9 protein-coding genes are annotated in these 15,092 nt (G+C 68.9%); 2 read left to right on the forward strand and 7 right to left on the reverse strand.

The window, feature by feature from the left end; genetic code table 11:
• Positions 1–66 precede the first annotated feature (66 nt).
• Positions 67–2,970 (reverse strand): vitamin B12-dependent ribonucleotide reductase, encoded by a 2,904-nt coding sequence (locus OG878_RS11365; RefSeq protein WP_328886675.1) that lies wholly within the window; start codon positions 2,968–2,970, stop codon positions 67–69.
• A gap of 160 nt (positions 2,971–3,130) precedes the next feature.
• Entirely contained in the window at positions 3,131–3,643 is a 513-nt protein-coding gene (gene nrdR, locus OG878_RS11370) for a transcriptional regulator NrdR (RefSeq protein WP_277328761.1), read from the reverse strand.
• A gap of 542 nt (positions 3,644–4,185) precedes the next feature.
• On the opposite strand from nrdR, the gene lexA reads away from it, so the two are divergent.
• On the forward strand, positions 4,186–4,980 hold the full coding sequence (lexA, locus tag OG878_RS11375; protein WP_093898912.1) for a transcriptional repressor LexA: 795 nt from the start codon (positions 4,186–4,188) through the stop codon (positions 4,978–4,980).
• Positions 4,981–5,117: 137 nt separating this feature from the next.
• Here the strand turns inward: lexA and OG878_RS11380 are convergent, their stop codons facing one another.
• The 5 genes from OG878_RS11380 to OG878_RS11400 are packed head-to-tail and all read right to left on the reverse strand — an operon-like array spanning position 5,118 to position 13,346.
• Complete coding sequence (locus OG878_RS11380; protein ID WP_328886676.1) at positions 5,118–7,088, reverse strand: ATP-dependent DNA helicase; 1,971 nt, start codon at positions 7,086–7,088, stop codon at positions 5,118–5,120.
• Between the two features lie 38 nt (positions 7,089–7,126).
• Positions 7,127–9,058: an IucA/IucC family protein gene (locus OG878_RS11385; protein WP_328886677.1), complete on the reverse strand. Its 1,932-nt coding sequence runs from the start codon at positions 9,056–9,058 to the stop codon at positions 7,127–7,129.
• A gap of 60 nt (positions 9,059–9,118) precedes the next feature.
• Positions 9,119–9,991, reverse strand: coding sequence for a GNAT family N-acetyltransferase (locus OG878_RS11390; protein WP_328886678.1), 873 nt, complete (start codon positions 9,989–9,991; stop codon positions 9,119–9,121).
• A gap of 45 nt (positions 9,992–10,036) precedes the next feature.
• Positions 10,037–11,926 (reverse strand): IucA/IucC family protein, encoded by a 1,890-nt coding sequence (locus OG878_RS11395; protein WP_328886679.1) that lies wholly within the window; start codon positions 11,924–11,926, stop codon positions 10,037–10,039.
• Between the two features lie 28 nt (positions 11,927–11,954).
• Positions 11,955–13,346, reverse strand: coding sequence for a diaminobutyrate--2-oxoglutarate transaminase family protein (locus OG878_RS11400; RefSeq protein WP_328886680.1), 1,392 nt, complete (start codon positions 13,344–13,346; stop codon positions 11,955–11,957).
• A gap of 330 nt (positions 13,347–13,676) precedes the next feature.
• Here OG878_RS11400 and OG878_RS11405 point away from each other — a divergent pair, with 330 nt between their 5' ends.
• On the forward strand, positions 13,677–14,900 hold the full coding sequence (locus OG878_RS11405; protein WP_328886681.1) for a trypsin-like serine peptidase: 1,224 nt from the start codon (positions 13,677–13,679) through the stop codon (positions 14,898–14,900).
• Positions 14,901–15,092: the final 192 nt, after the last annotated feature.

The raw sequence follows: 15,092 nt of genomic DNA on the forward strand, positions 1-15,092 counted from the left end.
GCGGCGGAGCCGACAATCGGCTCCGCCGCCCTGACCGGGTGACTCACTCCTGGACGGCGTCCAGGATCAGCTGCAGCCGCTGGTCGAGCCGCAGCCCTCGCAGATGTAGCAGGACCCGGCGCGCTGCATCTTCGTACCGCAGGAGAAGCACAGCGGCGCGTCCGCACTGATGCCCAGCTGCATCTCGACGAGCTCCGCCGAGGTGTGCGCCGTCCTCGGTGCGGGCTTCTCGGCCTCCACCGGGGAAGCCACGGCCTTCAGCGGCTCCGTGCGCAGCGGGACGGACTGGACCAGGCTCTCGACGTCGAGCTCCTCGTCCTCGAGGGACGGCTCGTACGAACCGGTGTCGAGGTGACGCTGACGCTCCTCGGCGGAGTGGATGCCGAGCGCCGAGCGGGTCTCGAACGGCAGGAAGTCCAGCGCCAGGCGGCGGAAGATGTAGTCGACGATCGACTGCGCCATCCGCACGTCCGGGTCGTCCGTCATGCCGGCGGGCTCGAAGCGCATGTTGGTGAACTTCGAGACGTACGTCTCCAGCGGGACGCCGTACTGCAGACCGACCGAGACGGCGATGGAGAAGGCGTCCATCATGCCCGCGAGGGTGGAGCCCTGCTTGGACATCTTCAGGAAGACCTCACCGAGACCGTCGTCCGGGTAGGAGTTGGCGGTCATGTAGCCCTCGGCGCCGCCCACCGTGAAGGAGGTGGTGATGCCGGGACGGCCCTTGGGGAGACGCTTGCGGACCGGGCGGTACTCGACGACCTTCTCGACCGCCGTACGGATGGTCTCCTCGGCCTTGGCGGTGACCTCGGCCTTCTCCTTCTCCTTGGTCTTGGCGGAGAGGGGCTGACCGACCTTGCAGTTGTCGCGGTAGATCGCGAGCGCCTTGACGCCCATCTTCCACGCCTCGAAGTAGACCTCTTCGACGTCCTCGACGGTGGCCGTCTCCGGCAGGTTCACCGTCTTGGAGAGCGCGCCGGAGATCCACGGCTGGATGGCGGCCATCATGCGCACGTGGCCCATCGCGGAGATGGAACGCTCGCCCATCGCGCAGTCGAAGACCTCGTAGTGCTCGTCCTTCAGGCCGGGGGCGTCGATCACATTGCCGTGCTCGGCGATGTGGGCGACGATCGCCTCGATCTGCTCCTCCTGGTAGCCCAGGCGGCGCAGGGCCTGCGGGACGGTGCCGTTGACGATCTGCATCGAGCCGCCGCCGACCAGCTTCTTGAACTTGACCAGGGCGAGGTCGGGCTCGAGGCCGGTGGTGTCGCAGGACATCGCGAGACCGATGGTGCCGGTGGGCGCGATGACCGAGGCCTGCGCGTTGCGGAAACCGTTCTTCGCGCCGAGGCGGATGACGTCCTGCCAGGCCTCCGTGGCGGCGGCCCAGATCGAGTTGTCCAGGTCGTCCACGTGGACGGCCGTGGCGTTGGCGTCGGCGTGCTGCTTCATGACGCGCTGGTGCGGCTCGGCGTTGCGCGCGTAGCCGTCGTACGGGCCGACGACCGCGGCGAGCTCGGCGGAGCGCTTGTACGAGGTGCCGGTCATCAGCGACGTGATCGCGCCGGCGAGGGCGCGGCCGCCGTCGCTGTCGTAGGCGTGACCGGTCGCCATCAGCAGGGCGCCGAGGTTGGCGTAACCGATGCCCAGCTGACGGAAGGCGCGGGTGTTCTCGCCGATCTTCTGGGTCGGGAAGTCCGCGAAGCAGATGGAGATGTCCATCGCGGTGATGACGAGCTCGACGACCTTGGCGAAGCGCTCGGACTCGAAGGACTGGTTGCCCTTGCCGTCGTCCTTGAGGAACTTCATCAGGTTCAGCGAGGCGAGGTTGCACGAGGTGTTGTCCAGGTGCATGTACTCGCTGCACGGGTTCGAGCCGTTGATCCGGCCGGACTCCGGGCAGGTGTGCCAGTGGTTGATCGTGTCGTCGTACTGGATGCCGGGGTCGGCGCAGGCCCAGGCGGCCTCGGCCATCTTGCGGAAGAGGGACTTGGCCTCGACCTCTTCGATGACTTCACCGGTCATCCGGGCACGCAGCCCGAACGTGCCGCCGGACTCGACGGCCTTCATGAACTCGTCGTTCACACGGACCGAGTTGTTGGCGTTCTGGTACTGGACGGACGTGATGTCGTCGCCGCCCAGGTCCATGTCGAAGCCCGCGTCGCGCAGGGCGCGGATCTTCTCCTCCTCCTTGACCTTGGTCTCGATGAAGTTCTCGATGTCGGGGTGGTCGACGTCGAGAATGACCATCTTGGCCGCGCGACGGGTGGCGCCACCGGACTTGATCGTTCCGGCGGACGCGTCGGCGCCACGCATGAAGGAGACGGGACCGGAGGCGTTGCCACCGGAGGACAGCAACTCCTTGGAGGAGCGGATGCGGGAGAGGTTCAGGCCGGCGCCGGAACCGCCCTTGAAGATCATGCCCTCTTCCTTGTACCAGTCGAGGATCGACTCCATGGAGTCGTCGACGGACAGGATGAAGCAGGCGGAGACCTGCTGCGGCTGGGGCGTACCGACGTTGAACCAGACCGGCGAGTTGAAGCTGAAGATCTGGTGCAGGAGGGCATACGCCAGCTCGTGCTCGAAGATCTCGGCGTCGGCCGGGGACGCGAAGTAGTGGTAGTCCTCGCCCGCCTTGCGGTACGTCTTCACGATCCGGTCGATCAGCTGACGCAGCCCGGTCTCGCGCTGCGGCGTGCCGACGGCCCCCCGGAAGTACTTGCTGGTGACGATGTTGACCGCGTTCACCGACCAGAAGTCGGGGAACTCGACGCCACGCTGCTCGAAGTTGATCGAGCCGTCGCGCCAGTTGGTCATGACGACGTCACGGCGCTCCCATGCCACCTCGTCGTACGGATGCACGCCAGGGGTGGTGTGGATGCGCTCGATACGCAGGCCCTGCTTGGTCGCAGTCGACTTGGATCCCTTGGCTCGGGAACCTCGTGCCGGGCCGCTCGCCGTCTCTGTCATGCCGCCTCCCATATGTGGGCAAAAACGCCCTGAAGTGCCCAGAACTTCCCGGGGCACAGTCTGTCTCTGATGCTTCGGACGCCGCGCACAGCACCCGGAGCAAGTCTCTGTAGCCGCCCTGCCGCTGATCCACTGAACCGTGTCGATCAGCCGGTGTCGCTCAGTCGGCGGCGACGGCGGGAACGGGGACCTCAAGGGTCTCGCCGGTCCCGCATCCCTCCACGGGAGGCCGCCGCTCGCGGAGTTCCGCGATGGCGGCCTCGAAGTCTTCGAGTGTGTCGAACGCCCGGTACACGGACGCGAAGCGCAGGTATGCGACGAGGTCGAGTTCCTGCAGAGGGCCGAGTATGGCCAGGCCCACGTCGTGGGTGGTCAGCTCGGCACTTCCGGTGGCGCGCACCGCTTCCTCGACCCGCTGGCCGAGCATGGCGAGGGCGTCCTCGGTGACGGGCCGCCCCTGGCACGCCTTGCGCACACCGGAGATGACCTTGGTACGACTGAAGGGTTCGGTGACTCCGCTGCGCTTCACCACCATCAGCGAGCAGGTCTCCACCGTCGTGAAACGGCGGGAGCAGTCGGGGCACTGACGGCGACGGCGGATCGACGTGCCGTCATCGGTGGTGCGACTGTCGACGACCCGGCTGTCGGGGTGCCTGCAGAAGGGGCAGTGCATGGCTCCCAACCCTCCTTCACAGCACGACTGAATAGCCTCTCCAGGTCCCGCCAGGGACCCGCGAAGCAGCCACAAGCATAAGCGATGGTCGCGGCCTCGATCGACTCAGACCACAACTTCTGGGCAGCTGGAACAATCCAACCACTAGATCTTGGGTTTCGTCGCACATTCGGCCCTGGTGCGTGTCGCGCGTCCGGGGCGGCTCACAGGCAGCGTACGACCGACAACGAGGCTACGGGACACGCGCGCCCGTCCGGATCGCGGGGCGCTGCCGTGCGGACCGGGACGGCAGCCGGAAGACCACCCCGCGCGGCGGCGGCGCGGCCGCGAACGCTACCGTAAAGGTCCGAATTGCGGGTCGCCACGGACTCACCCCGAACCCTTCCCGCGCACGGCAGAAGCCTGGCCGAGCCTTGCCCATACACCCCATGGCAAACAGGGCACAGACTTTTATTCGTTTTTCACTCGAACGTGTGTTTGGCGCAACCTTTCGAAAGCTACTACCGTTGTCCAGCTAGGGAGAACATTCGAGAGGGGCCGACGTGACCACCACCGCAGACAGTGCCACCATCACTGCCCAGGACCGCTCCCAGAGCCGACTCGAGCCGGTGCATGCCATGAATGACTCAGTCACGAACACGGAGGGACCAGAGCCGGTGCGCCCAGCGCGCTCGCTCCCTGGTCGACCTCCAGGAATCCGTGCGGACAGCTCGGGGCTCACAGACCGGCAGCGGCGAGTGATCGAGGTCATCCGGGACTCCGTGCAGCGTCGGGGATACCCGCCCTCGATGCGGGAGATCGGTCAGGCGGTGGGCCTGTCCAGTACGTCATCCGTAGCCCATCAGCTGATGGCCCTGGAGCGCAAGGGCTTCCTGCGCCGCGACCCCCACCGCCCCCGGGCGTACGAGGTCCGCGGTTCGGACCAGCCCAGCTCGCAGCCCACCGACACGACGGGCAAGCCCGCCGCTTCGTACGTGCCACTGGTCGGCCGGATCGCAGCCGGCGGCCCGATCCTCGCCGAGGAATCCGTCGAGGACGTCTTCCCTCTCCCCCGCCAGCTGGTCGGGGACGGTGAGCTGTTCGTCCTGAAGGTCGTCGGTGACTCGATGATCGAGGCGGCCATCTGTGACGGGGACTGGGTCACCGTGCGCCGTCAGCCCGTCGCGGAGAACGGTGACATCGTGGCCGCGATGCTGGACGGCGAGGCCACGGTCAAGCGCTTCAAGCGGGAGGACGGTCATGTATGGCTGCTCCCGCACAACTCCGCGTACCAGCCGATCCCCGGCGACGAGGCGACCATCCTCGGCAAGGTCGTGGCGGTGCTGCGGCGGGTGTGAAGATCGCAGGTTCGAATCGGGCCCCGGGATCCACTGCGCCGATCCCGGGGCCCCGCCTGTGCGTCCGAGCGGCCGCATCCTCCGGGGGCTTGATCGCCCTCACCCAAGAAGGGCATCGCTCCCGGGCGGAGGCGGCATCACTGCCCGTCGGCCTTGGCAGCAGCGTCGATGGCCGCAAGTGAGCGCCGCGCCTGGTTGCGGTCCGTCGTGTACCAGAAGTCCGGCAGCGAGGCCCGCAGGTAGCTCCCGTAGCGGGCATTGGCCAGCCTCGGGTCGAGCACGGCGACCACGCCTTTGTCGCCCGTGGCCCGTACGAGACGGCCGGCGCCCTGGGCCATCAGCAGCGCAGCGTGAGTCGCTGCGACAGCCATGAACCCATTGCCGCCCGCCTCCTCCACCGCCTTCTGGCGTGCACTCATCAGCGGGTCGTCGGGGCGGGGGAACGGGATCCGGTCCATGATCACCAGCTGGCAGCTCGCCCCGGGGACATCGACTCCCTGCCAGAGCGAGAGCGTGCCGAAGAGGCAGGTCTCCGGGTCGGCCGCGAAGTTCTTGATCAGCTCGCCCAACGTCTCCTCGCCCTGGAGCAGGATCGGCTTGTCGAGCCGGCCGCGCAGTTCCTCTGCGGCGGCCTGGGCGGCCCGCATCGAGGAGAACAGCCCGAGAGTGCGCCCGCCGGCGGCCTCCACCAGTTCGGCGAGCTCGTCCAGCATGTCGGTGCGGGAACCTTCCCGGCCGGGCGTGGCCAGGTGCCTGGCGACGTACAGGATGCCCTGTCTGGGGTAGTCGAAGGGCGATCCGACATCGAGGCCCTTCCACTGCGGGATGTCCTCACCCGCGGTGCCTTCGGGGGCCAGGCCCAAGGACGCCCCCACCCCGTTGAAGTCACCGCCCAGCCTGAGCGTGGCCGAAGTGAGGACGACCGAGCGCTCGGAGAACAGCTTCTCGCGCAGCAGGCCCGATACGGAGAGGGGTGCGACGCGGACGGAGGCGCCGAATCGGTCGTGGCGCTCGTACCAGACGACGTCGTACTCGGACCCCTGGGTGATCCGCTCGGCAACACCGTGGATCGTCTCCACCGAGGCGAGCGCCTGCTTGCGGACGGCGTCCTCGTCCTGGACGGATTTGTCCCGGGTGGAGCCCAGTGCCGAGATCACCGTACGCGCGGCGTCGCGGAGCGCCATCAGTGCGTAGCCGAGGTCCTCGGGGACCTCTTCCAGGCGACCGGGGAGCGCCAGCTCCATCACCCGCTCGAACCCCTCCGACGCGGTCTGCAGAGCGTCGGCGGCCTTCTCGTTGACCAGCTTCGCCGCACGGCGCACCGCCCGGTTCACCTGACCGGGGGTGAGCTCTCCGGTGGCCACTCCGGTGACCCTGGAGACCAGCTCATGGGCCTCGTCGACGATCAGCACCTCGTGCTGCGGGAGCACCGGAGCGCCCTCGATCGCATCAATGGCGAGCAGTGCGTGATTGGTGACGACGACATCGGCGAGCTTGGCGCGCTCGCGGGCCATCTCCGCGAAGCACTCCGCGCCGTACGCGCACTTGCTGGCGCCCAGGCACTCCCGGGAGGAGACGGAGACCTGCCCCCAGGCCCGGTCGGAGACGCCCGGAGTGAGGTCGTCACGGTCGCCGGTCTCGGTCTCGTCGGACCAGTCGCGCAGCCGCAGCAGGTCCTGTCCGAGCTTGCTCGACGGCGCCGCCGCTTCGAACTGGTCGAAGAGCCCTTCCTCCTCTTCCTGCGGCACCCCCTCGTGAAGCCGGTGCAGACAGAGATAGTTCGAACGCCCCTTGAGCATCGCGAACTGGGGTCTGCGGCGCAGCAGCGGGTGCAGCGCGTCGACCGTACGCGGAAGGTCGCGCTCCACGAGCTGGCGCTGCAGCGCCAGGGTCGCCGTGGCGACCACGACTCGCTCCCCGTGTGCCAGCGCGGGCACCAGGTAGCCGAGGGACTTGCCCGTGCCGGTACCTGCCTGGACGAGCAGATGGGAATGGTCGTCGACAGCCTCGGCGACGGCCTCGGCCATGGCGGCCTGGCCGGGCCGTTCCGTACCGCCGACGGCGGTCACGGCGGCGTGCAGGAGCTCGGGAAGGGATGGCTTTGTCATAGCCCGACCAGCCTACGGGGCACCACTGACAACGGAGATCACTCCAGGATTCGGGCGGCGGGGTGGAGGGGGTTGGGAACAGTACCGTGGACGGCTGCGTGCGGGCGCTCCGACCGATCGCGGTAACCATCCCGATACAGCCGGTTGCGGTTCAGGCAGAGGCGCTCGATGCGCGGCGTCAGCATGTCGAACATCTCGAACCTCTCCTTGAGCTCGGGAAAGCGGGCGTGGTACCGCAGAATTTCGGCCCGGACAAGTGACCAGAATTCGGCCTCCGGGACCCCCAGCTGTTCCTCGCAGAGGCGTGACAGGAAGCGGAAGACGCCGACGAAGAGTCCCGAGTGGATGAACTGGGTGAGGAAGCCGGGCTCCTCGGTGAGGAGGACGTCGCGTACGTCCTCCGGCATGGTCGCGTGCTCGGGCAGCGGCTGGGCGCTGATGTTCACATCGTCGACGAAGTCCTTGATCGCCAGCCGTACGGGCACGTCCTGGCCGTCGAAGACGACGATGGCGTTCTCGCCGTGCGGGGAGAAGACCGTTCCGTACTGGTAGAGGAAGTGCAGCAGGGGCGGGAGCAGCGCCGCGAAGAGCCGGGTCAGCCAGGCAGTGGGGGTCAGACCCGAACGGGTCACGAGTTCGGCGGTGAAGCCGCGGCCCTGCGGATCCGTGTGGAGCAGCGAGGCGAGGGTACGGGCACGCTCGCCGGGCGCGAGCCGGGGTTCGAGCGGCTCGCGCCAGATCGCGCCGAGGATCTCCTTGAACTGGTAGGGCGTCTCGGGGAGATGGTTGTACAGGGGGTGCTCGACCGTTACGGAGGCCACCTCGCCGAGCAGAATGACGCCGCACGTGTCGCGCAGAAACGGGTCGCGATCGCGCAGGCCCTGGACCCAGGTGGTGACCGCCGGAGCCGCGAAGGTGCGCTCGGTCGGGAGCCCCCGCCAGACCAGGGTGTTGAGGATCGACAGCGGCAGCTTGACGGTGCGCCGCTCGGGCCGTCCCAGGTTGGTGAACGTACGGATGGACTGCTGCGGCAACCGGAGATCACCGTCGGTGTGCAGCGCAACGATGTCGCTGGAGGCGATGGCCGGCGCGAACAGCGGAACGATCCATTCGTCCCACTGCCAGGGGTGCACGGGAAGAAAGAGGTAGGCACCGGGATCGAGACCTCGGGCGCGGAGCTCGGCGGCGAAGGACGCGAGGACCGGGGCGTCGAGTTCCTGTGCATAGAGCTGCTCGGGGCTGGCAAGGCCGGTCACACCGCGGTATCCACCGATCCGGGTGCTGACGGCGATCCACGGCAGCCTGACCGGTCGGCGGGCTTCGGGCGTGAAGCGGGAGGCGTCGGTGGCGGAGAAGCCCAGGCGTCCCTTGTTCGCGACGAGCCAGGGGTGGCCGGTCTGGTGTCCTTCGAGTTCCGCGTAATCGAGCTCGGCGAGTTGCGCGGCAGTCAGCGCGGTGTGATCCAGCCGGGCATCCGCGGCAAGCGTCGTGGTGATCTCGCGGATGAGGTGGCCGAGGGTGGCACCGTCGAGACGGAGCAGGTGCCGGGCCCGGGCGAGGAACTGCAGCGGATCGCGGAAGGGAGCGGTCCGGGCGCTGCCTTCCTGGGGGGCCTGCTCAGGGGGGTTACGGTCCTGGGCGGTCCGTGCAGAGGTGTGCCGGTCATGGGCGGTCCGCGCAGGGACGTTCCCCTCGGTGACGCGAATCGAGCCGGGGGCGACGTGCCAGCTGCCGTAGACACCGCGTCCGGCGCGGAAGCTCAGGGTTCCGCCGTTGTCGAGCGCCAGGGTGTAGGTGTCGTTCCCGCCGGGCTGAACGGCCGGCTCGATGACTTCCTCGTACGCAAACTCTCCGAGCATTTTCGCGAGCAGCCGGGTGGCCGCCCGGTCCCACACCGTCCGGTCCAGCTCCGGGGTGCTGAGCAGCTCGGGCGACTCCACTGATTCATGGTTCGCGGGATATTGCGGCACGGGGACTCCTCGGGACGGAACCGATGGGATGCGAGCGGTGTATGTAATGCAGCAGGTCGTTCACAGCTGGGCTCGGTGGGCTCGGTCGCGGATCATCAGCGCGGCTTGCTTGTCGGGGAGTTCGACTTCCGCGGAAAGCCGGAAGCCGGCGCTCAGGAAGGCGGAGACGGAGGGGGTGTTGCGCAGGTCGGGTTCCGCAATGACGCGGGCGCATTGCCGACGGTTGTCGAGTACGAGGTCGGAGACGGCCCGGAGCAGAGTGGTGCCGACGCCGCGCCCGCGGTCGGTCACGCCGCCGATGAGGAGGTGGATTCCGGTGTCATGCGGTCGGGCGGGGTAGTGACGCGCCACCGGGTCGAGGTCCGCGCGGTAGATCTCCCAATAGCTCATGGGAACGCCGGACAGGACGCCCAGGCAGGGAACGCTGCGTCCGTCGCCTTCGAGTTGGGGGCGCAGGTGCGCGGCGGTGACGGCTTCCGCACCGGCGAGTGCCCAGAACGCGGCGACTGCAGGGTCGTTCATCCAGCGGCTGATCACCGCCAGATCGCGTTCCAGGCGTACAGGGACCAGCTGGAAGACTCCAGCCGGTGTGGTGACCGGTCCCCACTCGGCCGGACTGTCGAGCAGGTCGGGATTCTCCAGCATGCCCATGGCACCACGCGTGCCTGCGCTCGGGCGCGCGCCGGTGGGCGTGCCTGCGCTCACATCCTCCCCCTCGGTCGGCCCGGATCCGCCCTGGGCGAGGTCCCCCTCCAGATGCAGGGGTCCGTTGAGCTGCGGGGCGGATGACGGCGTTGCCGTTGCCGGTGTGTCTTCCCCGAACAGGGCGAGGAATTCGTCGGGGAGTTGCAGGTCCAGGGTGTCCTCGGCACCCGTACCGGATGGGGAGGCAGGTCCGGTTCCGGCGCCGGGGTACGCATCGGCGGGAGGCACGGTGTCGCCTCTCCTCTCGGCAGTTCAGACGGTGGTCGTGTTCCTTCAGGCGAAAAGGGGGTTGGCGATGGTGACATAGACGGACTGGGTGTCGACCGGCCCGACGAGTTCGTCGAGGCCGTGCAGCCGGGTCAGCAGGTTGGCCTTGCACCGCAGTTGTGGGCTCTCCAGCAGATGCGCGGGGAGCGGGGAGCCGAGGCCGGAGGCTGCGCCGAGGAAGCGGCGGAGCGCGGCGATCAGCACCTGCTCATCGGCGAGCTGTTGGGCGCCGAAGGCTCCGATCAGACCGAAGAGGTTGTTGATGCCCAGGTAGTAGGCGAAGCGTTCGTCGGTGACCGAGTCGGAGACGAAGGTGTCACTGAGCATTCCGATGCCAGGGAGCCTGCGCTCCAGGGCTGCCCGGTGGGACTCGCGGAAGTAGTAGCCCTGATTGTCCCGGTAGCGGCCGCCGACGGGCCAGCCGTCGGCGTCGAGTAGCACCAGCGTGTTCTGCTGGTGGGCTTCGAGGGCGACGCCCGCTGTGGCATCGAGCCAGAGCACGGGGCGTACGACACGGTCTAGGTAGCGCAGGAACCACTCGGCGGCAACGGCTCCCTTGGTCCTGCCCGTGGCGGCGGCGAGACGCAGGATGACATCTGCGAGGCGCGAGTGCATGCCCAGCCGGCCGGGCCAGGGGCGCGGGGCCGTGAGGCCGGCGATGCACACCGCGTCGTCGAGCGGGTGGAACGGATTGTGGCGGAGCATGACATCGAGTCCGGGGACGGGCCCGCCCTCCGGAGCGTCGACGGCGAGCCAGGCAGGGTCGCGGACGATGTCGAAGCCGGGATGGGCGGCGTGCCACTGCGTGGCGAGTCCGCTGCGGAGCAGCCGGTGCACCTCCACTCCACGGTGGAGTTCCTTGCGGAGGTTCTCACGACGGGAGTTGGTGATGCGTACGCCGAGGGAGAGCTTGAGCATGACGTCGGCGCCGGGCTGATGAACGGTCCGGACGGAGGACGTGGGGTGCCAGTGCTTGCCGTGTGGACCGAGGTCGTGGAGGAGGTTCTGATCGAGCAGGGTGGCGACTTCGGGCCGGTGGCTCAGTTCGCGTGCCTGCCAGGGGTGGAGCGGAATCGGTGCGGTGTTCCGGGGCAGGTGCAGTCCCTCCGCGTGCCGCGCGACCAGATCCTCGGCCGGTACGGGCCGGCCGCCTTCCGTCCAGGAGGACTCCGTGGCCAGCACGGACCGGTCGACGGCCATCCAGTGCAACGGGAAGGAGCCGTGCAACTCGGGTGAGTAGAGGAGGGATTCGGATTCGGAGAGGCCCTCGCGGCTCTTGGGCGTCGGGTGCAGGGGGTGTCCGAGCAGGAGTGACTGCTCGGCGGTGAGGAAGAGGTCTGCCTCGGCGGCAGCGATGGGTGTACGGCGCCGCTCGGCGATGAACCCGGCGGTGCGGCGTACCGAGTCGGCGACCCTGGCCACCATGTCGGCGCCTTCGTTGCGGCCTGCCTCCCGGCCCAGCAGGGCCGCAACGGTGACGGCATCGGTGGCGGGCGCGCCGTCGGGTGCGTCCTCCAGAGTGGGCAGGCCGAAGCGGTGCCATCCCGTGGCGGACCAGTAGACGACGGGGGCGAGCAGGGCGGTGCCGCTGGCGGGCAGCGGGATCCGGAGGGTGTCCCGGTCCGGTCGGGGCAGGTCGTTCTCCCGGACCCAGCAGCGCAGCAGGTTCTCGACACCTGCGGTGTCTGCTGCCACGAGTGGGTCCGGGTGGTCTAGCAGATCGGCTGTTCCTGTGCCGGCCGATGGTGCCTGGGGGGTGCGCCAGGTGCCTCGAAGCGCGGCCTTCTGTCGGGGCACGATCGTCTGCTCGACTGCGAGTCGGCCGACGAGCCCGGCCTGTCCTCGCTGCTGGCCGGCGGGAGGCCCGTCGGCCTCGGGCGCGGGGGTGGGGTTCACGGCGGTCTTCCTTGTGAGGTGTCCGGGGTCAGCGGGCCGACCCGGTCGTGGTTCGGCGGTCCGGCGAGCGCTCGGCAGCTGCCAGGGCGTCGGCGAGGCGGTCGATGACCGCTGTTGCCTGTTCGTCGGTGAGCGTGAGGGGTGGGAGCAGGCGTACGACGGTGGAGTGGCGTCCGCCGAGTTCGACGATGAGGCCGCGGCGCAGGCATTCCTGCTGCACTGCGGAGGCGAGGACCGGATCGGGCGGTGCCTCGGAGCCGGCTCCGGTGGCGCCGGCATCTGCACGGGCCTCGGGGTCGACGAGTTCCACTCCGATCATCAGTCCCCGCCCGCGGACGTCACCGATGCACGGATGGTCGATGGCCAGGGCCTGGAGGCGGGCGAGCATACGGGCGCCGAGCGTCGCGGCTCGCTCGGCGAGCCGGTTCTCACGTACGTAGGCGAGCGTGGCCGTGCCGGCCGCCATCGCGAGTTGGTTGCCGCGGAATGTGCCGGCGTGCGCCCCCGGCTGCCAGGTGTCGAGTTCGGCGCGGTAGACGATCACAGCGAGCGGAAGGGAGCCGCCGATGGCCTTGGAGAGCACCATCACGTCGGGGACGATCCCGCTGTGCTCGACCGCCCAGAAGGCGCCGGTGCGCCCGACGCCGGTCTGGACCTCGTCGGCGATCAGGGGGATGGAGCGGGCCCTGGTGATCTCGCGCATCCGGCGCATCCAGCTGTCGGGAGCGGGGTTCACGCCGCCTTCGCCCTGCACCGGTTCCAGGATCATTCCGGCCGGCGCGGGTGCTCCGCCCTTGGGGTCGTCGAGGAGGTTCTCGGTCCACCGCGCGGCGATGTCCGCCCCGCGCTCGCCTCCGATACCGAAGGGGCAGCGGTAGTTCTGCGGGAAGGGCAGCCGGGTCACTCGGACGTCATCGGCGCCGCCGGAGGCCGCGAGGGCTCCTGCCGTCATACCGTGGTACGCCCCGGTGAAGGCCAGGAGTCCGCTGCGCCCCGTGGCGGCGCGGACCAGTTTGAAGGCCGCTTCGACTGCGTCCGTGCCGGCCGGTCCGCAGAACTGGATCCGGGCGTTGTCGGCGAACTGCCGCGGGAGTGTGGCAAACAGCTCCGTGGTGAAGGCGTCCTTGACCGGGGTTGCCAGGTCGAGCACGTGGAGGGGCGCACCGGAGTCGATGACCTTCTTGATCGCTTCCAGAACCACGGGATGGTTGTGACCGAGGGCCAGCGTGCCCGCTCCGGAGAGACAGTCGAGATAGCGTCGTCCGTCCGCGCCTTCGATGGTCAGCCCTCGGGCCCGAACCGGCACGATCGGCAGTGACCGCGCGTAGGTACGGGCCGCCGATTCGCGCAGCGCCTGCCGGCGGAGGATTCCCTCATGCGCCGCGGGTGGGGCCAATGGTGCTGGTTCGGTCACGGCCACGGCTGTTGGTCCTCCTGCTGTAACAGTTGCGTTGCGCGTCAGTACGTTTCCGCAAGGACGGACTGCTGGGCTGAACGCTGTCCGCATGTCCCTCGTACGTACCAACGACGCCGGGCGCAGAGGATCACGGGTAAATCTGAAGATCCCTGCGGGGGCGGAACCGTGGCCCTGCCGCGCACCGTCCCCACCGGCACCGGCATAGTGGGGGACCGTGCCGGAGCTTCGGCCAACACCGCCGGAGTTCCCGGTGCGTTGGCGTCGAAGTGTTCAGAGCCGCGTCCGACTGCATTACAGAAGTGTTGAGTTACGAAGTCCCAGGGGGATCACCACATGCGAGCCATTCGACCAGTTCTCACGGCGCGCCGGAGCAGGAGGGCGCGCCGCGCGCCCTCCGCCGTACTCGCCGTGGCCGCGGTCACGGCCGTTCTCGCGCTCACCGCAACCGCCTGCGGGCCGAGCGAGGACAAGGCCGATGCCGAGCCGAGCAGCTCTTCCGCCCAGTCTTCCGACGGAAAGATCACCATTCCGGACGATCTGAAGGACCGGCTCAAGGAGCACGGGATCGACCTCGACCAGTGGAAGAACGGCGAGTGGAAGAACTGGGACAAGGACAAGTGGCTGCGTGAGGCCCAGGACTTCGTCAACCCGATCATCGAGGGCCTCTGGGACCCGGACCGCATGCGCGATGCGGACAAGGCACCCGAGCAGCCGGTCGACAACGACATCTCGGGCGATGCGGGTGTGACGGACCCGACGCCCGCGCCGGTGCGGGCGGCGCATGTGCGGACTCCCTTCCACGACAGCGCGGCGGAGTCCGGAAAGCTCTTCTTCGACGGCCCCGAGGGCTCCATGGTCTGCTCCGCAACCGTGGTGAAGGACCCGGCGAACCCCGGCAGGTCCAACATGGTGTGGACTGCGGGGCACTGTGTGCACGCGGGCAGGAACGGCGGCTGGTACCGCAACATCGCCTTCGTGCCGTCCTACAACAACAGTGGCCTTTCGCTCGCCGAGCTGCGGAACGCGCCCAAGGAGAAGGTCGCCCCCTACGGCGTGTGGTGGGGCCAGTGGGCGCAGACGTCCGACCAGTGGATCGCCGAGGGCGGACCCACCGGTGGCCAGGGCGCTCCGTACGACTTCGCGGTGCTGCGTGTCGCCCCTGAGAAGGGGGCGACCGGGAAGTCGCTGGAGGAGACGGTCGGTTCGGCTCTGCCCGTCGACTTCAACGCTCCGGCCGTACCCGAGATCGCCAGCATGACGGCGACCGGATTCCCGGCGGCTCCGCCGTACGACGGCCAGCAGCTGCTGCAGTGCAAGGACAAGCCGGGCCGGCTCTCGCTCGCCAAGGAGGACCCGACGATGTACCGCGTCGGGTGCAGCATGACCGGCGGTTCCTCCGGTGGCGGCTGGGTCGCGACGGGTCAGGACGGCAAGCCCGCCCTCGTGTCGAACACGTCCATCGGCCCGGTGACGGCCGGCTGGCTGGCCGGACCGCGCCTCGGCAAGGAGGCGAAGGGCGTCTACGACGCGGTCAGCAGGAAGTACGCCGGGCAGTAGCGCGTGCGGACGGTCGCCTCGGGACTCCCGGTTGACGGCTGTTCACAGGCCTCCGGTGCGACAGTCGTCCCGGAGGCCGTTGCGGGCCGGTGCGCACTCCGGTCGGCAGGCGCCCCTCAGGCCGCATGACCCAGCGTCGGGGGCCGTGCCAGGGAGCGCAATAGGTGGCCCCGCATCGTCGGTGGCGGCCGC

The organism is Streptomyces sp. NBC_00316 (assembly GCF_036158715.1).
Classification (GTDB): Bacteria; Actinomycetota; Actinomycetes; order Streptomycetales; family Streptomycetaceae; genus Streptomyces.

What these genes read in the sequence shown, in the direction of transcription:
- OG878_RS11365 (WP_328886675.1), bottom strand. Translation starts at nt 2,970, where the DNA reads ATGACAGAGACGGCGAGCGGCCCGGCACGAGGTTCCCGAGCCAAGGGA.
- nrdR (WP_277328761.1), bottom strand. Translation starts at nt 3,643, where the DNA reads ATGCACTGCCCCTTCTGCAGGCACCCCGACAGCCGGGTCGTCGACAGT.
- OG878_RS11380 (WP_328886676.1), bottom strand. Translation starts at nt 7,088, where the DNA reads ATGACAAAGCCATCCCTTCCCGAGCTCCTGCACGCCGCCGTGACCGCC.
- OG878_RS11405 (WP_328886681.1), top strand. Translation starts at nt 13,677, where the DNA reads ATGCGAGCCATTCGACCAGTTCTCACGGCGCGCCGGAGCAGGAGGGCG.